The sequence below is a fragment of the Tardiphaga sp. 813_E8_N1_3 genome (assembly GCF_051811025.1).
Taxonomy (GTDB): Bacteria; Pseudomonadota; Alphaproteobacteria; order Rhizobiales; family Xanthobacteraceae; genus Tardiphaga.
Genome location: NZ_JBPWQE010000001.1, coordinates 2,130,501 through 2,154,139, shown reverse-complemented (window position 1 = coordinate 2,154,139; position 23,639 = coordinate 2,130,501). Strand labels below are relative to the sequence as shown.

The 23,639-nt window shown below is 62.4% G+C and carries 23 protein-coding genes and 2 pseudogenes; 17 read left to right on the top strand and 8 right to left on the bottom strand.

Features of this window, described 5'->3' with window-relative positions; translation table 11 throughout:
• The first annotated feature begins 1 nt into the window (after position 1).
• Positions 2-928: an AEC family transporter gene (locus tag AB8A33_RS10230; RefSeq protein ID WP_439092602.1), complete on the top strand. Its 927-nt coding sequence runs from the start codon at positions 2-4 to the stop codon at positions 926-928.
• On the opposite strand, the gene AB8A33_RS10225 is transcribed toward AB8A33_RS10230, so the two are convergent.
• The 4 genes from AB8A33_RS10225 to AB8A33_RS10210 all read right to left on the bottom strand — a co-directional run bounded on the left by AB8A33_RS10225 (position 929) and on the right by AB8A33_RS10210 (position 4,662).
• On the bottom strand, positions 929-1,723 hold the full coding sequence (locus AB8A33_RS10225) for a lysostaphin resistance A-like protein (RefSeq protein ID WP_439092600.1): 795 nt from the start codon (positions 1,721-1,723) through the stop codon (positions 929-931).
• Positions 1,720-3,366 carry an acyl-CoA dehydrogenase family protein gene (locus tag AB8A33_RS10220; protein ID WP_439092598.1) on the bottom strand — a complete coding sequence of 549 codons (1,647 nt, stop codon included), beginning with the start codon at positions 3,364-3,366 and terminating at the stop codon, positions 1,720-1,722. The genes AB8A33_RS10225 and AB8A33_RS10220 overlap by 4 nt, the downstream gene beginning before the upstream one ends.
• A 154-nt stretch (positions 3,367-3,520) precedes the next feature.
• Positions 3,521-3,814, bottom strand: coding sequence for a DUF6959 family protein (locus AB8A33_RS10215; RefSeq protein WP_439092597.1), 294 nt, complete (start codon positions 3,812-3,814; stop codon positions 3,521-3,523).
• Positions 3,815-3,927: 113 nt separating this feature from the next.
• A complete protein-coding gene (locus AB8A33_RS10210; RefSeq protein WP_439095901.1) occupies positions 3,928-4,662 on the bottom strand; it encodes a M15 family metallopeptidase in 735 nt (244 codons plus the stop codon).
• 331 nt (positions 4,663-4,993) lie between these two features.
• Here AB8A33_RS10210 and AB8A33_RS10205 point away from each other — a divergent pair, with 331 nt between their 5' ends.
• The 10 genes and pseudogenes from AB8A33_RS10205 (at position 4,994) to AB8A33_RS10160 (ending at position 13,242) form a co-directional block, all read left to right on the top strand.
• A complete protein-coding gene (locus AB8A33_RS10205; RefSeq protein ID WP_439092596.1) occupies positions 4,994-5,551 on the top strand; it encodes a TetR/AcrR family transcriptional regulator in 558 nt (185 codons plus the stop codon).
• Positions 5,552-5,600: 49 nt separating this feature from the next.
• A complete protein-coding gene (locus AB8A33_RS10200; protein ID WP_439092595.1) occupies positions 5,601-6,791 on the top strand; it encodes an MFS transporter in 1,191 nt (396 codons plus the stop codon).
• Between the two features lie 226 nt (positions 6,792-7,017).
• The gene (locus AB8A33_RS10195; RefSeq protein WP_089263769.1) at positions 7,018-7,971 is read left to right on the top strand and encodes an aspartate carbamoyltransferase catalytic subunit; all 954 of its coding nucleotides are present in this window, start codon (positions 7,018-7,020) and stop codon (positions 7,969-7,971) included.
• Between the two features lie 4 nt (positions 7,972-7,975).
• The gene (locus AB8A33_RS10190) at positions 7,976-9,277 is read left to right on the top strand and encodes a dihydroorotase (RefSeq protein ID WP_439092594.1); all 1,302 of its coding nucleotides are present in this window, start codon (positions 7,976-7,978) and stop codon (positions 9,275-9,277) included.
• Between the two features lie 86 nt (positions 9,278-9,363).
• Positions 9,364-9,951, top strand: coding sequence for a glycerol-3-phosphate 1-O-acyltransferase PlsY (plsY, locus tag AB8A33_RS10185; RefSeq protein ID WP_175368473.1), 588 nt, complete (start codon positions 9,364-9,366; stop codon positions 9,949-9,951).
• 134 nt (positions 9,952-10,085) lie between these two features.
• Entirely contained in the window at positions 10,086-10,820 is a 735-nt protein-coding gene (locus tag AB8A33_RS10180) for an alpha/beta fold hydrolase (protein WP_439092593.1), read from the top strand.
• A 36-nt stretch (positions 10,821-10,856) separates the two neighbouring features.
• Positions 10,857-11,248 (top strand): annotated as a pseudogene (locus AB8A33_RS10175) (glycerol-3-phosphate acyltransferase); the annotation flags it as partial.
• 214 nt (positions 11,249-11,462) lie between these two features.
• A complete protein-coding gene (locus AB8A33_RS10170; RefSeq protein WP_439092592.1) occupies positions 11,463-11,894 on the top strand; it encodes a MerR family transcriptional regulator in 432 nt (143 codons plus the stop codon).
• Positions 11,827-12,012, top strand: a pseudogene (locus tag AB8A33_RS10165) (twin-arginine translocation signal domain-containing protein); the annotation flags it as partial. The gene AB8A33_RS10170 and the pseudogene AB8A33_RS10165, both read left to right, overlap by 68 nt.
• Positions 12,013-12,045: 33 nt before the next feature.
• The gene (locus tag AB8A33_RS10160; RefSeq protein WP_439095900.1) at positions 12,046-13,242 is read left to right on the top strand and encodes a carboxymuconolactone decarboxylase family protein; all 1,197 of its coding nucleotides are present in this window, start codon (positions 12,046-12,048) and stop codon (positions 13,240-13,242) included.
• A 28-nt stretch (positions 13,243-13,270) separates the two neighbouring features.
• On the opposite strand, the gene AB8A33_RS10155 is transcribed toward AB8A33_RS10160, so the two are convergent.
• Positions 13,271-13,735 (bottom strand): hypothetical protein, encoded by a 465-nt coding sequence (locus AB8A33_RS10155; protein WP_081421847.1) that lies wholly within the window; start codon positions 13,733-13,735, stop codon positions 13,271-13,273.
• A gap of 108 nt (positions 13,736-13,843) precedes the next feature.
• Here AB8A33_RS10155 and dprA point away from each other — a divergent pair, with 108 nt between their 5' ends.
• Positions 13,844-14,962 carry a DNA-processing protein DprA gene (gene dprA, locus AB8A33_RS10150; RefSeq protein WP_439092591.1) on the top strand — a complete coding sequence of 373 codons (1,119 nt, stop codon included), beginning with the start codon at positions 13,844-13,846 and terminating at the stop codon, positions 14,960-14,962.
• Between the two features lie 4 nt (positions 14,963-14,966).
• Here dprA and AB8A33_RS10145 read toward each other — a convergent pair whose 3' ends face one another.
• Complete coding sequence (locus tag AB8A33_RS10145) at positions 14,967-15,368, bottom strand: winged helix-turn-helix transcriptional regulator (RefSeq protein WP_439092590.1); 402 nt, start codon at positions 15,366-15,368, stop codon at positions 14,967-14,969.
• A 76-nt stretch (positions 15,369-15,444) separates the two neighbouring features.
• On the opposite strand from AB8A33_RS10145, the gene AB8A33_RS10140 reads away from it, so the two are divergent.
• A complete protein-coding gene (locus AB8A33_RS10140; protein WP_439092588.1) occupies positions 15,445-16,053 on the top strand; it encodes an FMN-dependent NADH-azoreductase in 609 nt (202 codons plus the stop codon).
• A gap of 174 nt (positions 16,054-16,227) precedes the next feature.
• Here the strand turns inward: AB8A33_RS10140 and AB8A33_RS10135 are convergent, their stop codons facing one another.
• Complete coding sequence (locus tag AB8A33_RS10135) at positions 16,228-17,001, bottom strand: SDR family NAD(P)-dependent oxidoreductase (RefSeq protein ID WP_439092586.1); 774 nt, start codon at positions 16,999-17,001, stop codon at positions 16,228-16,230.
• Between the two features lie 125 nt (positions 17,002-17,126).
• Between AB8A33_RS10135 and AB8A33_RS10130 the strand changes: the two genes are divergently transcribed.
• A complete protein-coding gene (locus tag AB8A33_RS10130) occupies positions 17,127-17,576 on the top strand; it encodes a winged helix-turn-helix transcriptional regulator (protein ID WP_439092585.1) in 450 nt (149 codons plus the stop codon).
• Here AB8A33_RS10130 and AB8A33_RS10125 read toward each other — a convergent pair.
• Entirely contained in the window at positions 17,565-17,771 is a 207-nt protein-coding gene (locus AB8A33_RS10125; protein WP_439092584.1) for a hypothetical protein, read from the bottom strand. The genes AB8A33_RS10130 and AB8A33_RS10125 overlap by 12 nt on opposite strands.
• A gap of 232 nt (positions 17,772-18,003) precedes the next feature.
• On the opposite strand from AB8A33_RS10125, the gene topA reads away from it, so the two are divergent.
• The 3 genes from topA to AB8A33_RS10110 are packed head-to-tail and all read left to right on the top strand — an operon-like array spanning position 18,004 to position 23,598.
• Complete coding sequence (gene topA / locus AB8A33_RS10120) at positions 18,004-20,748, top strand: type I DNA topoisomerase (protein WP_439092583.1); 2,745 nt, start codon at positions 18,004-18,006, stop codon at positions 20,746-20,748.
• A gap of 11 nt (positions 20,749-20,759) precedes the next feature.
• Complete coding sequence (rnr, locus tag AB8A33_RS10115) at positions 20,760-23,171, top strand: ribonuclease R (RefSeq protein ID WP_439092582.1); 2,412 nt, start codon at positions 20,760-20,762, stop codon at positions 23,169-23,171.
• Between the two features lie 4 nt (positions 23,172-23,175).
• Positions 23,176-23,598, top strand: coding sequence for a DUF983 domain-containing protein (locus AB8A33_RS10110; protein ID WP_089263757.1), 423 nt, complete (start codon positions 23,176-23,178; stop codon positions 23,596-23,598).
• Positions 23,599-23,639: the final 41 nt, after the last annotated feature.

Below are 23,639 nucleotides of genomic sequence, written 5' to 3'. Positions count from 1 at the left end.
CATGCTGACGGTATTTGCCGCTCTCGTCCCGGTCTTCCTGCTGATCGTGCTCGGCTACGCGCTGCGGCGCCTGCTGCTGAAACAGAACATCGAATGGGTCGGGCTGGAACAGCTCGTCTATTACGTGCTGTTCCCCGCCCTGCTGGTCGATACGCTGGCGCGGGCTAATCTGGCGTCGGTGCCGATCGCCGGCGTTGGCGGTGCGCTGCTGCTCTCCGTTGTCCTGATGTCCGCGCTGTGTCTGGCGCTGCGCCCGTTGCTGGCACGGGCCATCGGGCTCGACGGGCCGGCCTTCACGTCGCTGTTTCAGGGCGCCACGCGTTGGCAGACCTTCGTGGCATTGTCCGTCGCCGGCAATCTGTGGGGCGACCTTGGCATCACGCTGGCCTCCGTCGCCATGGTGGCGATGATCCCGCTGCTGAATATTCTGGCCGTCTGGGTGCTCGCGCATTACGCCTCGCCGCAACGGATGGCGTGGCCGGCGCTGCTGCTGACCATCGCCAGGAACCCGCTGATCTGGGCCTGCGTGATCGGCCTCGCGATCAACGTGACCGGATTGCCAGTTCCCAGGCCCGCCCACGAGTTTCTCGATGCACTCGGGCGCTGTTCGCTGGCGATGGGTCTGCTCATTGTCGGCGCCGGCCTTCAACTCGAAGGCCTGCACAAGCCCGGCATGGCTGCAGCACTGACAGTCGTCTTGAAACTCGCCGTGATGCCGCTGATCGCCATGGGCCTCGGCATCGCCTTCGGCCTGTCCGGTGCCAACCTCGCGGTGGTCGTCTGCTGCGCGTCGGTGCCCTCGGCCTCGAACGGCTATATTCTGGCGCGGCAGATGGGCGGCGACGCGCCTCTGTTGGCGCAGATCCTGACCGTCCAAACCACGCTGGCGGTCCTGACCATGCCCGTATTCATTGCGCTGGCAGAATAGCTACGGCGATATCACACCGTTCGCGATGAGCAGCGTCTGAACAGTCGCCGCCAGATTGTTGAGGCCATGCAGAAAGATCGTCAGCCATGTCGAGTGGCTACGATAGCGCATATAGCCGAACAGCAGGCCGATGGTGAAAATCTCGACGAAGAAGAACCAATCGTATTGCAGATGCATCGCCGTCCAGACCAGCGATGACGCCACGATGGCGCCAAACGGCCGCAAGAACGATTCCGACCAGCCGCGATAGAGAAAGCCACGCGCGAAGAACTCTTCGGTCATCGGCGCGCCGACGCAGAATGCGATCACGAGCAGCCACAGCGCGCCGTCGGCACGGGCCGACTTCAGCACTTCCAGCATGAAAGTCGGCGCGGAATCGCGCCCCATGCCTTTTGCGACCAGCTCCCAGGCGCCGACCAGCGCGATCAGCGCCACCGTGCCGATGACGTAGTTTTTCCAGGACGTGCCGCGTAGCCCCAGATAGTCGGCAAAGGATTGCCGCGCCATGCGCGTCGCCAGCCACAGCGCCAGACACACGGCCGGAAGCCCCATAATGACCGATGCTGCGATGGTCGTGCCGCTGCTCATGGCCTTGATCAGCAGCGTCGCGTCGAGTGGCGCATCCTTGAACAGCAGGTAATAGGCGACGACGGTCAACTGACCGACGAACATCGCTGCAAAAGCGAACAGCCCCCAGAGGCTGGTGCCCCAGAATTTCCAGACCCGCGGCGGCTTCGTCGCGGGCGGCAGGTCTGACGATGCGGCGGGCGTGATCGGCGTCTCCAGCGCACTCACTGCGGCAACGCCCGCTCGAGCAGTCCCCGGCCCTGAGCTTCGGTCAATGCAGCAGTGCCGTAGATCGCGTTGCGCGCACCATCGAGGCGTGTCCGCGCAAACAATTCAGCATGGGGCGGATGCACCATGTTCAGCGCGGCGCAGGCCGCCAGCAACGCCAGCAATTCCACCGCCTGCCGCGCAACACGCTCGCTGTCGGGCCGCAGCAAGGTGCGAATGATGAAGGCAGCAGTGTCGGCCGCGCCGGGCAGTCCTCGCGTCTCCAGCATCAGGTCCTGCAGCACCGCGGTCGATGCGTCACCTTCGCGCGACAGCGCCCGCAGCACATCGAGACACATCACATTGCCGGAGCCTTCCCAGATCGCATTGACCGGCGCCTCACGATAATGCCGCGCCAGAATGCCCTCCTCGACGTAACCGTTACCGCCCATGCATTCCATGGCCTCATAAAGGAAGCCCGGCGCCGATTTGCAGACCCAGTATTTCACCACCGGCGTCAGGAAACGCATATAGGCCGCCTCGGACGCATCCTCCGGTGCCACATCGAACGCACGGCACAGCCGCATCACCAGCGCGGTGGAGGCCTCGACATGCAGGGCCATGTCGGCAAGCACACTTTGCATCATCGGCTGATCGGCAAGATGCTTCTGGAACACGCTGCGATGCCTGGCGTGATGCAGCGCGTGGACCAGACCCGAGCGCATCAATCCGGCCGATGCTGTGGCGCAATCCTGCCGCGTCAGCTGCACCATCTGGATGATGGTGCGGATGCCCTTGCCTTCCTCGCCGACGCGCAGCGCATAGGCATCGTTGAACTCGACCTCCGACGATGCATTGGAGCGATTGCCGAGCTTGTCCTTCAGGCGCTGGAAGTTCAGCGCATTGAGCGAACCATCCGGCCTGAACCGCGGCATGAAGAAACAGCTCAACCCGTCCTCGGCCTGCGCCAGCACCAGAAACGCGTCGCACATCGGCGCCGACATGAACCACTTGTGGCCGCTGATCCGATACGCATCGCCGTCGCGCACCGCGCGCGTCATGTTGGTCCGCACATCCGTGCCGCCCTGCCGCTCGGTCATCCCCATGCCCAGCGTCATGCCGCGCTTGGCGGACCAAGGCGCAAAGCTCGGATCGTAATCGCGGCTGGCAATGATCGGCATCACCTGTGCCAGCACATCCGGCTGCGAAGCCAATGCCCCTACGGCAGCGCGCGTCATGGTGATCGGACAGAGATGTCCGGTCTCGACTTGCGCCGCCATGTAGAATTTCGCCGCACGCGCCACTTCGGACGCACCGCGCGCGGACTTGCCGTCACGCGTCCATGTCGAATTGTGAATTCCTGCCGCAACGCTCTGTGCCATCAATTCATGATAGGCCGGATGAAACTCGACCTCGTCACGCCGGTTGCCGCGCGCATCGAAAGTCCGCAGCTTCGGCGTATTCTCATTGGCCAGCCGCGCGCGTTGCGCCATCTCGGCCGAGCCCCACAGCTGACCGAATTCGGCGTGGTCGACATAGGCGAACGAGCCCTCATTCATCGCAACCGCTTCCACGAGCGGCCGGTCCAGCTCGAACAGATTGACGCCCTCGAATGGTGGCGACTGGTTGAGCACCGCATGAATGGCAGAGGTGGCGTCGGTCATGAATCAGTTCCGGCTAGGGGCGGTATTGCGAATCATTTTACGCCGGATCGGCCGGAATTTCACGTCATTGCGGAGAAAGACGTAGGGCGGAATAGCACAGCGCATTGAGCCAGCCGATGGTTAGACGGCGGATTACGCCTTCGGCTAATCGGCCCTAACGCTTGCTGCGGCACATGATGTCGATCCAAACGGGAGTTCCGATCGAGTTATTGGCGCAAGTCAATGTGTAGGACGTCAACGCACTGGCCAGCAAATCACTCATATCATCGATTTCGCTGGCAAGTTCCTGAAGATCGCCTGCTGCCAACAGCGATTTCATTCGAGCCAATTGCCCGACCAAACCGTTCAGCGTGTCCCCCTGAATCACGACTCCTGGGAACTGGCGTTGCGGCAGTTGCACCACCGCAAAGTTATGCTGAGGGCTGAGTAGCTGAGCTGTCTTGGTCATGTCGCCCTCAATTTCGGTGCAAAGACGATGCGGAACCTAGTTGGGAAAAGGAGATCAAGGAACCGTCCGACGTCGCTCGGCGAATTACGCCTTCGCCTCATCCGCCCTGCGGATCAGCGCTTGATCGGAAAATTATACGCAGTGGCGCCGACGCCCGGCAGCGAGAAGTGCCACCATTCCTTGGAATAATTCACAAAGCCCTGCCTGCCCATCGCCGACGTCAGGAGATCCCGCCAGCGCCGCTGCGCAGGTGAAATCGCGCGCGATCCGGTATGCGCCTTCGCATCGGAGCAATCGTAACCCGTGCCCATGTCGACGCTGGCCTCCGGCGCGCGCTGTGCTTCCGGTGCGATGCAGCTTGCATAGGCTTTGTTCGGATCGAATGCCGGCGACGCCGGCGCGCGCAGATCGACCAGCGTCAGATCGAGCGCCGCGCCGGTGGAGTGGCCGGAGCGCTCGGCGATATAGCCGAGCTTGAACAGATCCGCCTTGCTGAAGGATGGATTGTAACGCTTCTGCGCAGGTGTCTCGTTGCCGTCGCGCGCCCATGCCACCATGTCGCGCGACGCCCGCGCCGGGCGATAGCAATCCAGCATTTTCAGCGACAGGTTTTGCGCCATCAGTTCGCGCTGCACCTTTTGCAGTGCGAGGCCGACCGCGCGTTTCACCACGCATTCCGCGCTATCATAGCCGCTGAGCTTGCGGCCGACGAAATTGTTGACGCCGGCATAGCGGATGTCCTGCTGGATCGAGGGATCGATATCGCGCAGGAACACGAAATCATCGGGCAGCGTCTGTGATTGCGCGGGCGTAACGCCAAGCATGATCGCGGAAAGGCCCCATATCATCGCAACGGATCGTTTGAGACAATTGATCATCAGGGCTTCCGCCATCCAATCGGGGCGACTTGATGCAAAGGCGGCTGGGGCGAACGCGCCGATAAGTCGGGTCATAGTGGTTCGAGCTGACGGACCCGCCGCCAATGATTGACCGAACAGGGCGCCCCCGCGTCAGGGAACAGTCGTATCGGCGTGCTGGCCGTTTGGAAAGGACCGAAAGCTTGGCGCTTTACCTGCTCAAAGCCCTTGATTTGGAAACGTTCATTTTCTATAAGGAGTAATGTCGAACGCCGTACCATCATCCGCTTCCCGAGGCCCCGGCCGACCGCGTGAGTTCGACGTGGACGAAGCTCTCGATAAAGCCGTTCGGGTGTTTTGTGAGCGTGGCTATCACGCCACCTCGATCGGCGACCTGACAGATGCAATGGAACTGACCCAAGGCAGCATCTACAAGGCGTTCAAAGACAAGCGCGCGGTTTTTATTGCCGCCTTCGATCGGAACAAGGCGGTTCGCAATGAAAAACTAGCTCGCGCCATCAAGAATGGCGCAACGGGACTGGAGCGTATTCGTAGTGCCCTGACCTTCTATGTCGAATCGTCACACGGCGCGGAGGGGCTGCAGGGCTGCCTTGTCGTCGGGAGCGCAACGGAACTTGCGATCTTCGACAAGGAGGTCGCCCAGCGTGTCACGGCATCCTTCAAGTGGAATGAGGCCTTGATGGCCGAGTTGATTCAACAAGGGCAGATTGACGGCTCCATTCCCACCGGGATCGACAGCAAGGCGACCGCCCGGCTGATGCTCTGCCTGCTTCAAGGCATGAGGGTCATCGGGAAGACCGGGCGAACCCGCGCGGAAATGGCGGCCGTAGTGGAGGTTGCCATGCGCACGCTCACCTAATTTTTTTTGCCAAATTAGAGAACGATCATTTTCTATTGTGAGAACAACCATGACCACCATCACCGACCACCTGCCCGAGAGGCGGATTGTGTCTACTGGAATGACTTTCCTCCTCGCCGCCGCCTGCGGGCTTATCGCGGCCAATGTTTATTATGCCCAGCCACTGGCCGGGCCGATCAGTGCCGCGCTCGGCCTCTCGCCGCAGGCGACGGGACTTATCGTCACCTTGACGCAGATCGGATACGGGGCTGGTCTGCTGCTGATCGTGCCGCTCGGCGATCTCATCGAGAACCGTCGTCTCACCCTCATTATGCTTGGCGTCGCCACGCTAGGGCTGCTGGGCGCGGCACTGTCACCTCACGCACTTCCGTTCCTGATCGCAGCCTTCTTCATCGGCCTCGGGTCGGTCGCGGTGCAGGTTCTTGTTCCCTATGCAGCTCATATGGCTCCTGAAGCGAGCCGGGGCCGCGTTGTCGGCAACGTCATGAGCGGGTTGATGCTTGGCATCATGCTGGCCCGCCCAATATCCAGTTTCATCGCTGAATTGTCGTCATGGCACGTCGTGTTCTTCCTGTCGGCGAGTGCGATGATTGTCCTCGCATTGGTTCTCAGCCGCGCACTGCCACGGCGTATGCCGACGTCGAAACTTCGTTACGGAGAACTGCTGGCCTCGATGGGGCATCTGGCGGTGACGACGCCGATCCTGCAAAGACGTGCGCTCTATCACGCCTGCCTGTTCGGCGCGTTCAGTCTGTTCTGGACCACGACGCCGCTGTTGCTCGCGGGGCCGGAATTCCACCTATCGCAAGGCGGGATCGCGCTTTTCGCGCTGGCGGGTGTTGCCGGTGCCGTCGCCGCCCCGATCGCGGGCCGGATTGCCGATCGCGGATGGAGTCGTCCTGCGACCGCTGTCGCCATGCTTGCGGTGGCTGGTGCTTTCCTGATGACGCACATCGCGCCTGAAGGTTCGATGCTTGCCCTCGGTCTCCTCGTCGCAGCAGCGATCCTCCTCGATTTCGGGGTCGCGGCGAATATGACCCTCGGGCAGCGCGCGATCTTCTCACTTGGTGCGGAATTCCGCTGCCGTCTCAACGGGCTCTACATGGCGACGTTTTTTGTCGGCGGGGCGGTTGGCTCGGCGGCAGGCGGATGGGCCTACGCGCAAGGAGGATGGACACTCGCCTCATGGGTCGGATTCGCGTTCCCCGCCGTGGCGGTCGTGTACTTCGTAACGGAATAGAACGATGCCGAGACTGCCCAGCCGCTGTCAGCTCTTTGGACGCGGCTTGTCGGCCTCGGCGTCGCCCCTCGCTGAAGGTGGTCCCAAAACGGTACGCCGTGGAGAGGATACCCGGCATTCGTCGGGCATGACGGCAAGAATATGGTCGGACTGACCGGGGGATAACCGAAAAGCCGGCGAATCGCGCTTGCTCCGCTTTTCAACTCTGCCTATAGCTTTCGTTTTAATGACCCAAGCCACGAAATCCTCTTTCGTCCTCGGACACCGGCATTTGCTGGGCATCGAGGGCCTTTCCGCCGCGGACATCACCGGCCTCCTCGACCTGTCCGAGGAATATGTCGAGCTGAACCGCCAGGTCGACAAGAAGCGCTCCAGCCTGCGCGGTCGCACCCAGATCAATCTGTTTTTTGAGAATTCGACACGCACCCAGTCGTCGTTCGAACTGGCCGGCAAGCGGCTCGGCGCCGACGTCATGAACATGTCGGTGTCATCGTCCTCGATCAAAAAGGGCGAGACGCTGATCGACACCGCGATGACGTTGAACGCGATGCATCCGGACATTCTCGTGATGCGCCATCATGCCTCTGGCGCGGTCGAACTCCTGGCGCGCAAGGTCGATGGCTCCGTCATCAACGCCGGCGACGGCGCCCATGAACATCCGACGCAAGCCCTGCTCGACGCATTGACCATCCGTCGCAACAAGGGCCGCCTCGAAGGTCTCGTGATCGCGATCTGCGGCGACGTGCTGCATTCGCGGGTCGCGCGTTCCAACATTCTCCTGCTCAACACGATGGGCGCACGCGTCCGCGTGGTCGCGCCCTCCACGCTGCTGCCGCCGGGCATCGAGCGCATGGGCGTCGAGGTCGCGCGCGATATGCGCGAGGGCCTCAACGGCGCCGACATCGTGATGATGCTGCGGCTGCAGCGCGAGCGCATGAACGGCTCCTTTGTGCCGTCTTCAGCCGAATATTTCCAGTATTTCGGCCTCGATCAGAAGAAGCTCGCTTACGCCAAGCCCGATGCGCTGGTGATGCATCCCGGGCCGATGAATCGCGGCGTCGAGATCGACTCCCTCGTCGCGGACGGCGCGCAGTCGCTGATCCGCGAACAGGTCGAGATGGGCGTAGCGGTCCGCATGGCCGTGCTCGAAGCGCTCGCGCGCAACCTCCCGAACGCGTGACGCCATGCTGACAGATCGCCGCCCTATCCTCCTCGCCAACGCGCACCTGATCGATCCGTCAAGCGACCTCGACGGTCCCGGGGATGTGCTGATCGCCGACGGCATAATCCGCGACGCCCGCCGCGGCATCGGCGCGGCTGGCGTGCCTGAAGGCACCGACATCATCAATTGCGCCGGCAAGGTCGTGGCGCCCGGCCTCGTCGACATGCGCGCTTTCGTCGGCGAGCCCGGCGCCAGCCACCGCGAGACTTTCGCCTCCGCCAGCCGTGCAGCCGCAGCTGGCGGCATCACCACCATTATCTGCCAGCCGGATACCTCGCCGACCATCGACAACTCGGCCACCGTCGACTTCGTCCTGCGCCGCGCCCGCGACACCGCGATCGTCAACATCCATCCGATGGCCGCCCTGACCAAGGGCCTCGAAGGCCACGAGATGACCGAGATCGGGCTATTGAAAGCGGCTGGCGCCGTTGCTTTCACGGACGCCGACAAGAGCATCACCAACGCGCAGATCATGCGCCGCGCGCTGACCTATGCGCGCGATTTCGACGCGCTGATCGTGCATTACACCGAAGATCCCGACCTCGTCGGCGAAGGCGTGATGAATGAAGGCGAGCGCGCCTCACGGCTCGGCCTGATGGGAATTCCCAATGCTGCCGAAGCCATCATGCTGGAGCGCGACATGCGCCTCGTCGCCCTCACCGGCGGGCGCTACCATGCGGCATCGTTGACCTGCATCGAATCCATCGAGATCCTGAAGCGTGCCCGCGACGCCGGCTTGCGTGTCAGCGCCTCGGCGTCGATCAATCACCTGACGCTGAACGAAAACGATATCGGGCCCTATCGCTCCTATCTCAAATTGTCGCCGCCGCTCCGCACCGAAGAGAACCGCCGCGCGCTGGTCGAGGCCGTCGCGTCAGGATTGATCGACGTCATCATGTCCGACCACAATCCGCAGGACGTCGAGACCAAGCGGCTGCCATTTGCAGAAGCCGCGCCGGGTGCCATCGGCCTCGAAACAATGCTGTCGGCGGGATTGCGGCTGATCCACAATGGCGAGCTCACCTTCACCCAGTTGATCCGTGCGATGTCGACACGCCCGGCCGAGCTGCTCGGCCTGCCGGGCGGCACGCTGCGCCCCGGTGCTGTCGCCGACATCATTGTCATTGACGCCGATGTGCCGTGGGTGCTGGATCCCGCAGACCTGAAGTCGCAATGCAAGAATACACCGTTCGACGAAGCCCGCTTCACGGGGCGCGTCGCACGCACTATTGTCGGCGGACGCACCGTTTACGAGCACGTCTGACGCGATAAGTGCGTCTCAGGGCACCGAAAGCGCGAAGCGCGTCTGCAAGCACGAAAGTGCGAAGCGCGTCTTAGAATAGAGGTCCAATGATCGTTCTCTACATATTCGCCGCCGCGCTAGGTTATTTCCTGGGCTCCGTCCCGTTCGGACTGGTGCTGACCAAGCTCGCCGGCACACAGGACATCCGTACCATCGGGTCCGGCAATATCGGCGCCACCAACGTGCTGCGCACCGGCCGCAAGGGCCTTGCCGCGGCGACGCTGCTGCTCGATGCCCTCAAGGGCACCGTCGCCGTGATCATCGCCGGCAGTGTCGGCGGTCCCGTCCCGGCCATGATCGCCGGTCTCTTCGCTTTCTTGGGGCACCTGTTCCCGGTCTGGCTCGGCTTCAAGGGCGGCAAGGGTGTCGCTGTCTATATCGGCATCATGTTCGGCCTGTACTGGCCGGCCGCCATCGTGTTCTGCCTTGCCTGGCTCGCCTGCGCCTTCACCTCGCGCTACTCGTCATTCTCCGCTCTGACTGCCAGTGCCATCACGCCGATCTTCCTGTGGTGGGCCAAGGCCCCGCAGCTCGCCGTGCTGGCCACCGCGCTGACACTGCTGCTGTGGTTCATGCACCGCGAGAACATCAAGCGATTGCTGAATGGCACCGAAGGCAAGATCGGCGCGAAGTAGTAGTTGCGGCATTAAGACATCAGAATCCACGACCAAGATCTCCCTGCACGACGACAATCCCACCAAACAAGTCTGCAAAGGCTCCACGCGTGCTTCATCTGCACAGGTCAAGCGGGCCGAACCTACCTCCCGTCGTGTTCCTGCATGCAATCGGAACCAGCGGCTGGATGTGGCAGGAGCAGATCGAGCAGTTGACGGATTTCGATTGTCTCATCCCCGATCTGCCGGGCCACGGGCACAGCCATGACGTCAGGTGGCGCTCGTTCGAGCAAGCCGCCGATCTCGTCGCGGAGATCATCCGTAAAAATGTACCGTCGGGGCACGCGCATGTAGTCGGTCTCTCGCTCGGTGCCTATGTCGGGCTCACGCTTCTGGCGCGACATCCCAGTGTGGTCGAGCGGGCCCTGTTGAGCGGGATCAACGTGTTGCCGCTCCCCAACAGATGGCTGATCGACGCCGCCGCCTATGCGATTGCGCCGTTGATCAAGACCCGGCTGTCTGCGCGCCTCAATGCGCGGGCACTGAACATTCCAGCGGATCGGTTCGAGGCCTATCGCCAATCGCTTCAGCCGTTGTCGATCCGAGACTTCATCGTAGCAAGCCACGACGCCAGCGCGTTTTCACTTCCCGCGAACGCGGCAGAAATCCAAACGCCGACGCTGCTCGTCGCGGGCGAACACGAACACCCCTTGATCCTCGCTTCAATGGCGCGGCTGCGCCAGGTGCTGCCGAATTCGCAGGCGCGGCTGGCCAAGGGCGTCGGCCATGCCTGGAATGGCGAACGACCTGACCTGTTCGCCGCCACCGTCAAGGCATGGTGCGCACAAAGCGAACTTCCCGACGAACTAATGAATTTGACGATGCAGTAGCCGAAGAAATAAGCGGCATTCTGATCGAGCCACACGGGCACCGTGGCCGTCATCATCGCCGGCAGTGTCGGCGGTCCCGTCCCGGCCATGATCGCCGGTCTCTTCGCTTTCCTGGGGCACCTCTTCCCGGTCTGGCTGGGCTTCAAGGGTGGCAAGGGCGTCGCCGTCTATATCGGCATCATGTTCGGCCTGTACTGGCCTGCCGCCATCGTGTTCTGCCTTGCCTGGCTCGCCTGCGCCTTCTCCTCGCGCTACTCGTCATTCTCGGCCCTGACCGCCAGCGCCATCACGCCGATCTTGCTGTGGTGGGCCAAGGCCCTGCAACTCGCCGTGCTGGCGTGCTGACGCTGCTGCTGTGGTTCATGCACCGCGAGAACATCAAGCGATTGCTGAATGGCACCGAAGGCAAGATCGGTGCGCAAAATTGAGTCAGGCCGCTTGGGCTTCGTGATCGTGAACAGTTGACGTCCTTCGCCGCCGTGCTGCCTGCACGGCCTGATCCCGATCCGGCATCACCGCTTTTGATGCCGATAACTGGATGCGAATGCCGCTTCGTCAGCTCCGAGCGAAGAAGTATTTGCTGTTGACTTAGAGCGCACTCTAACCTGTAGCAAGGTCAGCGTCGTGACGAGAAGACAGAACATGAAAATCGGAGAACTCGCAAAGCGCGCCGGCTTGTCAGCACACACGATCCGCTATTACGAGCGGATCGGGCTGCTTCCTGGCGCACCGCGCAATGCCTCCCGTCAACGCGAATATGACGCTTCCATCTTGGTGTGGATTGCCTTTCTCGGACGCCTCAGGACGACCGGGATGCCGATCCGCGACATGCTGCGATACGCTCAGCTGCGCGAGCGAGGTTCGCAAACTACGGAAGACCGCCGGCTCATCCTCGAGCAGCATCGGACCAATGTCCGTGCTCGTCTGGCCGAACTTCATGACTGCCTTGCCGTCCTCGACACCAAAATCGCCGGCTATTCCGGCCTGAACACGGTGGAGAAGGACAATGACGCTGCCACGGATCACCAGACACGGCACATCCGCAAAACGCTCGCGCGCCCCCTTAAAGGTTGAGATCACCCCGCAGGAGAACGCGGACGCTCCCGCCAGCGAAGACAGTCCGGCGGACAAAATTGCCTCCCGCCGCAATTTTCTCACAGCGCTCGGCGCAGCGGGGGCTTCGTTGGCCATTCCCGCGCAAGAAGCCGATGCAGGAACAACAGCAATGGGCAATGAGCGATTCGCACGCGGCTTCGACATACTGCGCAAGGTCGGCGGCGAGAATTTCGACGGCCCCGTCAACAGCCTGGCGGAAGTATCTGCGGATCTCGCGCGCTTCACTGTGGAGTATCCGTATGGCGATGTGCTGTCTCGGCCCGGGCTCGCGCTTCCGCTGCGACAACTTTGTACGGCGGCAATGCTGCTCGCCGATGGGAGTGCCCAGCCGCAACTGAAGTATCATATGGCGGGCTATCTCAATGTCGGCGGCGAGCCGCGCGTCCTCGTCGAACTGATGTTCGTTTCCGTCGCCTTGCTCGGTTTTCCTCCGACCATCAATGCGGTCGGGCTGTTGCGCAGCATTTTCGCCGAACGAAAGCTCGCTTTCGTGCCGGTCGAGCCCGCCACGGACGATGGCACCGGACGCGCGCAGAACGGCAGCGAAGCTGCAAGCCGCCTCACCGGCGGCGACATGCAGGCATATTTCGGTGAGTTTGAAAAAGCTTCGCCCGATCTGGCGCGGCTCTCGGTCGAATTCGCTTTCGGCGAAGCACTTTCCCGACAGGGGCTGGATTCGAAGGCCAAGGCGCTTGTGATCATTGCTATGTTGGCTGCAGGCGGCAATCGTGCCGCTGCCCTCCGCCGGCACATCCAAGGCGCGCTAGCCCAAGGCATAACGCGAGACGAAGTGGTCGAACTTTTGATGCAAGTCAGCGTCTATCGTGGCTTTCCGTGCGCCTTGAATGCCTTTGCGGTTGCCAAGGAAGCCTTTGGCGACACCGCCGCAAGCCAGCCGATATCGTTCCGCCCGGCTAATGCCGAAACCCGGCAGATGCGATTGGAGCGCGGACGCGCGGCGCTCGGAAAGACCTCGGGCGCATCCGGAGATGCCGTAGTCCGAAGCTTTGACGATATCGCCCCTGACCTCGGGCGAATGATTGTCGAACACTCCTATGGCGAGATCTTTTCGCGTACGGGGATAGACGCCAAGACGCGAGAACTAACCGCCTGCGCCGCCCTCGCCGCCGTTGGATCGAAGACCGCCGAGACACCGCTTCGCGTGCACATCAATGCCGCCCTGAATGTGGGAGCCAGCCGAGACGAAATTCTGGAGACATTGCTAAACCTAGCCCCCTATAGCGGCTATCCCGCCGTTCAGCAGGCGGTCCGGATCGCGGCTGAGGAATTCGGCAAACGAGGCTAGCCGCGACCAACCCGGCGTCGGTGTCAGTTTAAAACACCCGCGCGCCCTGCTTCGCGTCGAGATCGAATTCCCAGATCTCGACGCCGCGGCTGATCAGGTGGCCGTTGTTCTTGATATAGTGCGAGATCAGACTCACCTTCGAATGCGGGTGAAGATGTTTGAGTACGAACAGAATCTTCCGATAGTCGCGCGGCGCCGCACCGAACAGTAGCATGGCTTCGTTCATGCCGCGGATCTTGGCGCTCGGCCGATTGCCGGACACTGTCCAGGTGTAGGACTTGCATTCGACCAGGATGCGCGGGCTGGCGCTGCCAAGGTCAAAGCGCTTGTTCTTCTGCAGCCGGTGGCCGACGGGTACGACGAAATTGCGCGCAAGCTGCACGCCCTCGGAATGAAAGAAGATCTGCGCCGCTTCCTCGAACTCACGCCCAACGGCGGCGTTGCTCGATGCGCCGATCCGCTGGAAGTTGTTCACGTCCCAAAGCATTGCCATCACTGAACACAAGCCATCAGGGCTCACCCCTACTCTCGCACCTTAAGTGCGAATGTCAATTGAATGCATCCTTAAGTTGATAGATGCTCTCCACCGGGGGAGCATGGTTTGGACAGCATCTCACAGGGCAGCAGACAGCTCACGGACGCCCAGCGGCTCGACTGGCTGCGGCTGATCCGCAGCGACAATGTGGGGCCTCGTACTTTTCGATCGCTGATCAACCATTTCGGCAGCGCACGCGTCGCGCTGGAGCGACTGCCCGATCTGGCGCGCCGCGGCGGTGCGACCCGCGCCGGCCGGATCTGCAGCGCCGACGATGCACAGCGAGAACTCGACCTCGGACGCAAGATTGGCACCACGCTTGTCGCGCCCGGTGAGCCCGGCTACCCGCCGCGATTGGCGGGGATCGACGATGCACCGCCGCTGCTTGGCATCCGCGGCAAAGTGGACGCGCTGATGCGGCCGATGATCGCCATCGTCGGCTCGCGCAATGCGTCCGGCGCGGGACTGAAATTCGCGGAGAGACTGGCGCGCGATCTCGGCGACGCAGGCTTCGTGATCGTGTCGGGCCTCGCACGCGGCATCGATCAGGCCGCGCATCGCGCCAGCCTGAATGCAGGCACCGTCGCGGTGCTGGCTGGCGGTCATGACAAAATCTATCCGCCCGAACACGAGGACCTGCTGTTCGCCCTGCTGGACAACGGCGGCGCGATTTCGGAGATGCCGCTCGGCCATGTCCCGCGCGCCCGCGATTTTCCCCGCCGCAATCGTCTGATCTCGGGTGCAGCACTCGGCGTCGTGGTCATCGAAGCCGCCCATCGCTCGGGTTCGCTGATCACCGCACGAATGGCTGCCGAACAGGGCCGCGAAGTGTTTGCCGTGCCGGGCTCACCGCTCGATCCCCGCGCCGCCGGCACCAACGACCTCATCAAGCAAGGCGCTGCGCTGGTGACCGAAGCCTCCGACGTGATCAATGCCGTCATGCCGATCATGGAGCGGCCGATCGAATTGCCGAGCCGTGAACCTGATGACGTCACGTCATTCGATGAACCAGACAGCAGCGACCGCGCACGCGTGATCGCATTGCTCGGTCCAAGCCCGGTCGGCATCGACGACCTCATCCGCCTCGCCGGCACGTCGGCCGCCACCGTCCGCATCGTGCTGCTGGAGCTCGAGCTTGCCGGACGGCTGGAGCGTCATGGCGGCGGACTGGTGTCGATGATCTGAGGACTCAGTCCTCCGAATTGCGCCCGTCGAAGTTTTTCCGCGCCGTGTCGATATCGGGGAGATGCTGCTGCGCCCATGCGCCGAGTTTCATGACGGGATCGCTTAACCCACGGCCGAGCTCTGTCAGTTCATAGTCCACACGGGGCGGCACCGTCGGAAATACCGTGCGCGTGACCAAGCCGTCGCGTTCAAGCCCGCGCAAAGTCAGGGTCAGCATCCGCTGCGAGATGCCGCCGACCATCCGCTTCAACTCGTTGAAGCGCCGCGGCCCATCTCCGAGCAGCATGATCACCAGCACGCTCCATTTGTCGCCGACCCGCGCCAGCACCGAGGCGACGCCGCGACAGTCGCTCTCCTGATGCGGAATCGCCGGCAAAGCAGGCACCTTTTTGTGCTCGGGTTTCAAAATTGTGCCTTCTTGCGCAGTTTTTGACAGTCACTCATCTAGCGTCAGTTACAAACCTATACCAGGGATGACCCAGATGAAACTGCTCCATATCGATTCCAGCGTGCTCGGCCCCCACTCCGTCAGCCGGCAGGTATCCGCCGCCGTCGTCGACCGACTCGCGAAGGCCAATCCCGGCCTTGAAACCACCTATCGCGATCTCACCACCACGCCACTGGCGCATCTGTCCGGCTCCCATCTCGCCGTCGCGCAGGGCGCAGCGCCCGACGCCGCACTTCAGCCCGATCTCGCCGCCGGTAATGCCGTGCTTGAAGAGTTTCTTGCTGCCGATGTCGTGGTGATCGGCGCACCGATGTACAACTTCACCATTCCGAGCCAGCTCAAGGCGTGGATTGATCGCATCCTGGTCGCCGGCAAGACATTCAAATACGGCGACAAGGGACCCGAAGGCCTTGCGGGCGGCAAGCGCGTCATCGTTGCCATTTCACGCGGCGGCTTCTACGGCGCGGACATGCCGACGGCTGCCGGCGAACATCTCGAAACCTATCTGCGCTGGGTGTTCGGCTTCATCGGCGTCACCAATCTTGAATTCATCGCCGCCGACGGCATCATGATGGGGCCGGAGCTACGCGAGAAAGCCGTTGCCGGTGCCTTGCAGGCAGCGACGGATCTACACGCGGCTTAACTAATACGCGTCGTTCCGGGGCGCGTTTTCAGCGCAGCTGAATGCGCGAACCTCAGCCACTCCAATTGGAGCGGCGGGGGACCTCGAAATGAGATTCACATATCGAGATCCCGGGTTCATGCCGTCCGCTAAGCGTTCGGCCTGCCCCGGGATGACGATACGCGTTGCGATCATTCAGCTACGATACGCCGGTGCACCAGCCGGCGATGCCGTCGCACCGCCATCGACGAAGATCTCCGCACCCTGCACGTTCGATGAATCGTCGGATGCCAGGAACAGCACCGTCTTCGCAACTTCCTCCGGCTTGCCGAAACGACCTAGCGGAATGGTTTGCGACAGGCGCTTCTCGAACGCGTCAAATGCATCGCCGGCCGGCGCAACGCGATCCCAGATCGGTGTCGCGGTGGCGCCGGGCGAGACGACATTGACGCGGATGCTGCGTGGTGAGAGTTCGGACGCCATCACGCGCGCCATCGCGCGCACGCCGGCCTTGCTGGCGGCATAGGCGGCGTAACCGGGATTGCCGAGCACGGAGATCACCGAGCCGTTGAGAATGATCGACGCGCCGTCATTGAGATGGGCTGAAGCCGCCTGCACGGTGAAGAACACGGCGGTGATGTTGGTCTTCAGCACGGACTCGAAAACATCGAGCGCGGTGCCGCCCACCGGCGTGTGTGCGCTGATCCCTGCATTCGCGAACACGATGTCGAGCTTGCCGAATTTCTCGACAGCTTTGGCCACGGCATTCTCGGTGGCAGCGATGTCAGTCGCATCAGCGACGATGCCGATCGCATTCGGGCCGAGTTCGGCCACTACCGCGTCCAGCTTGGCCTTGTCGCGGCCCGTAATGGCCACCTTGGCACCCTCCGCCACGAAGAGCTTTGCCGTGGTTAGGCCAATACCGCTATTGCCGCCTGTGATGAGCGCCGTCTTGTTCGCTAAACGCATGATGATCTCCTGATGATCAAGTGGTTGCTTTTTAAAACCAGATTGCCATTTAGAGCGGATGGTTTCATAATGCAACCACCCTGTCCGTCGATCACGGATTTTCTTTTTCGCCGCTGGAAAGTCGCATGGCCAAACGCACCAGTCTAAAGGACTCCACCTGTCCCGTGGCCCGATCCATGGAGCTGATCGGGGACTGCTGGACGATGATGATCATCCGTGACGCCATGCTGGGCGCGCGCCGCTTTGGCGAATTCCAGAAGAGTCTCGGACTGGCGAAGAACATCCTCGCCATCAGACTGAAAACCTTGGTGGAGGACGGCATCCTGAAACTGGAGCCGGCAGCCGACGGCAGCGCCTATCAGGACTACGTGCTGACCGAGAAAGGCCGCGCCGTGTTCCCGATCATGGTGGCGCTACGCCAATGGGGCGAGGACTATGCGTTCAAGCCGGGCGAACCGACAACCATCATGGTCGATCGCAAGAACGGCAAGCAAATCAAGAAGTTGGAGCTCCATGCGGCCGACGGCAGGCTGCTCGGCTATAGCGACACGACGATCGTGCCCTCAACAGCCTGACGGCTTGCGTAAGCCCCGCAGCCGCAGGATCTCCTCGGTCTCCAGATGCGCCATGTCGAGGAGGTAAGCGAGCATGTCGTGGCGATGCTGGCGCGCCATCCGCGACAGATCCCGAACCGCACCCTTTATATAAAGTGCCGCCTCCTCCGGCCCGCCATCGCCCTGCGCAGGGTCATCCGGAATTGGCAGTGTCATGGGTATTCCCTGGCCGGACATTCCGGGCGACGTCAGCACCAACGAAGCATCAAATCTTACCCTTAAAAGTTGCATTTCACAACCCTTGGTAATTAATCAGGAACCCGCACCCGCAGCCATCAACAACTCACGATTTGACACGGGACCCCTTCGCACCCATGTTCGCCGCGAAACGGCTGGCGCGACTCTCGCAGACCCAAGCCGGATTCCCCCTTTAAGTTATTGGAATCACATGAATCTCGTCATTGTCGAGTCGCCTTCAAAGGCCAAGACGATCAACAAGTATCTGGGCAAGGACTATGAGGTCCTGGCGTCGTTCGGCCATGTCCGCGACCTTCCCGCCAAGAACGGATCGGTCGATCCCGACGCCAATTTCCAGATGATCTGGGAGATCGACCCCAAGGCCGCCAGCCGACTGAACGACATCGCCAAGGCCGTCAAAGGCGCCGACAAGCTCATTCTGGCGACCGACCCTGATCGCGAAGGCGAAGCGATTTCGTGGCACGTGCTCGAAGTTCTCAAGCAGAAGCGTGCGCTCAAGGATCAAAAGATCGAGCGCGTGGTGTTCAACGCGATCACCAAGCAGGCCGTGACCGATGCGATGAAGAACCCGCGCGAGATCGACGGTGCGCTGGTCGACGCCTATATGGCGCGCCGTGCACTCGATTATCTGGTGGGCTTTACGCTCTCTCCTGTGCTGTGGCGCAAGCTGCCCGGCGCGCGATCCGCCGGCCGCGTGCAGTCGGTGGCGCTGCGCCTCGTCTGCGATCGCGAGCAGGAAATCGAGAAGTTCATCCCGCGCGAATACTGGTCGCTGGTGACCACACTGGCGACGCCACGCGGTGAAAGCTTTGACGCGCGCCTCGTCGGCGCCGATGGCAAGAAAATCCAGCGTCTGGATATCGGCACCGGTGCCGAAGCCGAAGATTTCAAGAAGGCCATCGAAGCCGCCAACTTTACGGTCTCCACCGTCGATGCCAAGCCCGCGCGCCGCAATCCGCAGGCGCCCTTCACCACCTCGACGCTGCAGCAGGAAGCCAGCCGCAAGCTCGGTTTTGCGCCTGCGCACACCATGCGCATTGCGCAGCGGCTGTATGAAGGCATCGACATCGGCGGCGAGACCACCGGTCTCATCACCTATATGCGAACCGACGGCGTGACGATCGATCCGTCGGCGATCACGCAGGCCCGCTCGGTCATCGGCGAGGATTACGGCAAGCAATATGTGCCGGATGCCCCGCGCCAGTATACGAGCAAGGCGAAGAATGCGCAGGAAGCGCATGAAGCGATCCGCCCGACTGATATGGCGCGTCGCCCGGCCAGCCTGAAGGCCCGGCTCGATAGCGATCAGTATCGTCTCTATGAACTCGTCTGGATGCGCACTGTTGCGAGCCAGATGGAGTCCGCCGAGATGGAGCGCACCACGGTGGACATCACGGCCAGGGCTGGCGCGCGCGTGCTGGAGCTACGCGCCACCGGCCAGGTGGTGAAGTTCGACGGCTTCCTAGCGGTCTATCAGGAAGGCAAGGACGACGACGCCGACGACGAGGATTCACGCCGCCTGCCCGCCATGAGCGAAGGCGAAGCGCTAAAGAAAGAGAACCTCGCCGTCACCCAGCACTTCACCGAACCGCCGCCGCGCTTCTCGGAAGCGTCACTGGTGAAGCGCATGGAAGAGCTCGGCATCGGCCGTCCCTCGACCTATGCGTCGATCCTGGATGTGCTGAAGGCTCGCGGCTATGTGCGCCTCGAGAAGAAGCGCCTCTATGGCGAGGACAAGGGCCGCGTCGTCGTCGCGTTCCTCGAGAACTTCTTCGCCAAATACGTCGAGTACGACTTCACGGCTGCGCTCGAAGAGAACCTCGACAGGATCTCGAATAACGAGATTTCCTGGCAGCAGGTGCTGAAGGACTTCTGGGTCGACTTCATCGGCGCAGTGAACGAGATCAAGGATCTGCGCGTGGCGCAGGTGCTCGATGCGCTTGACGAGATGCTTGGCCCACACATCTACGCGCCGCGCGAAGATGGCGGCGACCCGCGCCAGTGCCCGACCTGCGGCACCGGCCGCCTCAATCTCAAGGCCGGAAAGTTCGGCGCCTTCGTCGGCTGCACCAACTATCCAGAATGCCGCTACACGCGTCCGCTCGCTGCGGACTCCGGTGCGAATGCTGACCGCGTGCTCGGCCCCGATCCGGTGTCGGGTCTCGAAGTCGCGGTGAAGGCCGGACGTTTCGGGCCCTACATCCAGCTCGGCGATGCCAAGGACTACGAGGAAGGCGAGAAGCCGAAGCGTGCCGGCATTCCGAAGAACACATCGCCCAGCGATGTCGAACTCGATATGGCGCTCAAGCTGCTGTCGCTGCCACGCGAGATCGGCAAGCACCCAGAAACCGGCGAGCCGATCACGGCCGGCCTCGGCCGCTTCGGACCGTTCGTGAAGCATGAGAAGACCTATGCCAGCCTCGAGGCCGGCGACGAGGTGTTCGACATCGGCCTCAACCGCGCGGTGACGCTGATTGCCGAGAAGATCGCCAAGGGACCATCAGGCCGTCGCTTCGGCGCCGATCCCGGCAAGCCGCTCGGCGACCATCCGACCCTCGGCGGCGTCGCCGTGAAGGGCGGGCGTTACGGCGCCTATGTCACCGCTGGCGGCGTCAATGCGACGATCCCGAGCGACAAGACGCAGGAGACCATCACGCTCGCCGAAGCCATCGCACTGATCGACGAGCGCGTGGCCAAGGGTGGCATCAAGCCGAAGCGCGGCGCCAAGAAAGCACCGGCGAAGAAGGCTGTCGCCAAGAAGGCCGACGCAGCCGAGAAGAAGCCGGCGGCCAAGAAGGCTGTTGCGAAGAAAGCCGCGGCAAAGCCAAAGGCTGAAACGGCTGCCGCCAGCAAGGCGCGCGCGCCGGTGAAGGCGAAGACATCGCCTGCCAAGAAGAAGGCCGCGAAAACGGTCGCGAAGAAGAGCGCTGGCTAGAACGGATAATTGTGAACAAGAAACGCGACAGCAGCTTTCCAACCAGGGATGCCATCGTCGCGTTTGTTCGCGCGTATCCCGGCAAGATCGGCACCCGCGAAATCGCGCGTGAATTCGGGCTGAAGAACGCCGCCCGCGTCGAGCTGAAGCGCATGCTGCGCGAACTCGCCGACGAGGGCGCCATCGCCAAAAAGGGCCGCAGCGTGCGCGAGCCCGCGGCGCTGCCGCCAACCGTGCTGGTCGACATCACCTCCAGGGATGCCGATGGCGAGTTGATCGCCACGCCGGTCGAATGGGACGAGGCCGACGGCGTCACGCCAAAAATCCGCATTCATACACCGCGCCGCCCCCTACCCGGCACCGCGGCCGGCGTCGGCGACCGTGCGCTGCTGCGCATCGAGAAGATCGAAAACGACGGTGAGTTACCCAGTTATCAGGGCCGCGTCGTGCGGGTGCTCGAAGGTGCCCGCACGCGCCTGCTCGGCATCTATCGCGCGCTGCCGAATGGTGGCGGACGATTGATCCCGGTCGACAAGAAGCAGGCCGGGCGCGAACTCAACATCGCGGCATCCGATGCCAACGGCGCCGAGGACGGCGATCTCGTCAGTGTCGATCTCATTCGCACCCGTGGCTACGGCCTCGGTTCCGGCAAGGTGAAGGAACGGCTCGGTTCGCTCTCCTCCGAGAAAGCGGTCAGCCTGATCGCGATCCATTCCCACGATATCCCGCAGGCATTCGCGCGCGACGCGTTGAAGGAAGCTGAGGACGCGAAACCTGCGACATTGCAGGGCCGTGAAGACTGGCGCGACGTGCCGCTGGTCACCATCGATCCGCCGGATGCGAAAGATCACGACGACGCCGTTTACGCGGAGCTCGATTCCGATCCGAACAATGCAGGCGGATACATTGTCAGCGTCGCCATCGCCGATGTCGCTTTCTATGTGCGTCCCGGCTCTGCGCTCGATCGCGACGCGCTGATCCGCGGCAACTCCGTCTATTTCCCCGACCGCGTCGTACCGATGCTGCCGGAGCGCATCTCCAACGACCTGTGTTCGCTGGTGCCGGGCGAGCCGCGCGGCGCGCTCGCCGTACGCATGGTGATCGGCGTCGATGGCCGCAAGAAGTCACACAGCTTCCACCGCATCCTGATGCGTTCGGCGGCCAAGCTGAATTACGCACAGGCGCAAGCCGCCATCGATGGCCATCCCGACGATACCACCGGCCCGCTGCTCGAACCGATCCTGAAGCCGCTCTATGCGGCCTATGCGCAGGTCAAGCTCGCGCGCGACGAACGCGATCCGCTCGACCTCGATATCCCCGAGCGCAAGATCCTGCTGAAGAAGGACGGTACCGTCGATCGCGTCGTCGTACCGGAGCGGCTCGACGCCCATAAGCTCATCGAAGAGTTCATGATCCTGGCCAACGTCGCCGCAGCCGAAACGCTTGAAAAGAAGGCTCTGCCGCTTATCTATCGGGTACATGATGAGCCTTCGGTGGAGAAGGTTCACAACCTGCAGGAATTCCTCAAGACCCTCGACATGCCGTTCGCCAAAGCGGGCGCGCTGCGGCCCGCGATATTCAACCGGGTACTGTCACAGGTCAAAGGTCAGGATTCCGAACCGCTGGTGAATGAAGTGGTTTTGCGCTCGCAAGCCCAGGCGGAATATGCCGCTGAGAATTACGGACATTTCGGTCTGAACCTGCGGCGCTACGCACATTTTACCTCACCTATCAGGCGATACGCAGATCTGATCGTGCATCGCGCACTGATCCGTGCGCTCGGGCTCGGCGAAGGCGAACTGCCCGAGACCGAAACCGTGGAAACGCTGAGCGAAATCTCGGCGCAGATTTCGGCCACCGAACGCCGGGCCATGAAGGCCGAGCGCGAGACCTCCGACCGGCTGATCGCGCACTTTTTGGCCGACAAGATCGGCGCCACCTTCCGGGGCCGGATCTCCGGCGTCACCAGGGCTGGACTCTTTGTCCGATTGACCGAGACCGGCGCCGATGGCCTGATCCCGATCCGCACGTTGGGCACCGAATACTTCAACTATGACGAAGCTCGCCACGCCCTCGTCGGTACACGCAGTGGTGCCATGCACCGGTTGGGCGACGTCGTCGATGTCCGTCTGGTCGAGGCAGCGCCCGTTGCAGGTGCCTTGCGGTTCGAAATGCTTTCCGAGGGCAGTACCGCCCCACGGAACCGCCGACGCGAACATGCCCGCAGCAATGACGCTGCAGACCGGCCGCGTCATCCGGGTGCCGATACTTCTAAAGCCAGGCCTTCTGGTGCGACGAAGTTCAAATCGTCGAAGAAGCTCAAGGCGCCCAAGAAGGCCAAGCCCGGTCGCAATGCGCGGCAGGCGGCCAAAGCTGACAAGGCTCGCGCCGGTGGCAACCCCGGCAAGCCGAAAAAGGGGTAATGTCATGATGACTTTGACCACACCGAAGATCTGGAGCGCGACGCTGGATTCCTCCGCCAAACGCAATGTGTGGACCGCGATGAAGCGCGGCTTCGCCTGCCGCTGCCCGAACTGCGGCGAAGGCAAGATGTTTCGCGCCTTCCTGAAAACCGCAGATCACTGCGACAAGTGCGGACAGGATTTCTCTGCACACCGCGCCGATGATCTTCCCGCCTATCTCGTGATCGTCATCGTCGGTCACATCGTCGTGCCGATCGCATTGTGGATCGAGACCAACTACTCGCCATCGGTCGCGCTGCAACTTGCGATCTACCTGCCGATCACGCTGATCGCGTCGCTGTTGCTGCTGCAGCCGGTCAAGGGCGCCGTGGTCGGATTGCAGTGGGCATTCCGCATGCACGGATTTGGCGACGGCCCGGCTGACTGATACGTTCTCCGTCCCCTTGAACAGCACGTAATAAGAAGAAT

Excerpts from the sequence above, each read along its gene's own strand:
- AB8A33_RS10230 (WP_439092602.1), top strand. The coding sequence starts at position 2 with ATGCTGACGGTATTTGCCGCTCTCGTCCCGGTCTTCCTGCTGATCGTG.
- AB8A33_RS10190 (WP_439092594.1), top strand. The coding sequence starts at position 7,976 with ATGCTGACAGATCGCCGCCCTATCCTCCTCGCCAACGCGCACCTGATC.
- AB8A33_RS10200 (WP_439092595.1), top strand. The coding sequence starts at position 5,601 with ATGACCACCATCACCGACCACCTGCCCGAGAGGCGGATTGTGTCTACT.
- AB8A33_RS10160 (WP_439095900.1), top strand. The coding sequence starts at position 12,046 with ATGGGCAATGAGCGATTCGCACGCGGCTTCGACATACTGCGCAAGGTC.
- AB8A33_RS10140 (WP_439092588.1), top strand. The coding sequence starts at position 15,445 with ATGAAACTGCTCCATATCGATTCCAGCGTGCTCGGCCCCCACTCCGTC.
- AB8A33_RS10215 (WP_439092597.1), bottom strand. The coding sequence starts at position 3,814 with ATGACCAAGACAGCTCAGCTACTCAGCCCTCAGCATAACTTTGCGGTG.
- AB8A33_RS10210 (WP_439095901.1), bottom strand. The coding sequence starts at position 4,662 with ATGATATGGGGCCTTTCCGCGATCATGCTTGGCGTTACGCCCGCGCAA.
- AB8A33_RS10195 (WP_089263769.1), top strand. The coding sequence starts at position 7,018 with ATGACCCAAGCCACGAAATCCTCTTTCGTCCTCGGACACCGGCATTTG.
- AB8A33_RS10155 (WP_081421847.1), bottom strand. The coding sequence starts at position 13,735 with ATGGCAATGCTTTGGGACGTGAACAACTTCCAGCGGATCGGCGCATCG.
- AB8A33_RS10110 (WP_089263757.1), top strand. The coding sequence starts at position 23,176 with ATGATGACTTTGACCACACCGAAGATCTGGAGCGCGACGCTGGATTCC.
- AB8A33_RS10130 (WP_439092585.1), top strand. The coding sequence starts at position 17,127 with ATGGCCAAACGCACCAGTCTAAAGGACTCCACCTGTCCCGTGGCCCGA.
- AB8A33_RS10125 (WP_439092584.1), bottom strand. The coding sequence starts at position 17,771 with ATGACACTGCCAATTCCGGATGACCCTGCGCAGGGCGATGGCGGGCCG.
- plsY (WP_175368473.1), top strand. The coding sequence starts at position 9,364 with ATGATCGTTCTCTACATATTCGCCGCCGCGCTAGGTTATTTCCTGGGC.
- AB8A33_RS10220 (WP_439092598.1), bottom strand. The coding sequence starts at position 3,366 with ATGACCGACGCCACCTCTGCCATTCATGCGGTGCTCAACCAGTCGCCA.
- topA (WP_439092583.1), top strand. The coding sequence starts at position 18,004 with ATGAATCTCGTCATTGTCGAGTCGCCTTCAAAGGCCAAGACGATCAAC.
- AB8A33_RS10135 (WP_439092586.1), bottom strand. The coding sequence starts at position 17,001 with ATGCGTTTAGCGAACAAGACGGCGCTCATCACAGGCGGCAATAGCGGT.
- AB8A33_RS10170 (WP_439092592.1), top strand. The coding sequence starts at position 11,463 with ATGAAAATCGGAGAACTCGCAAAGCGCGCCGGCTTGTCAGCACACACG.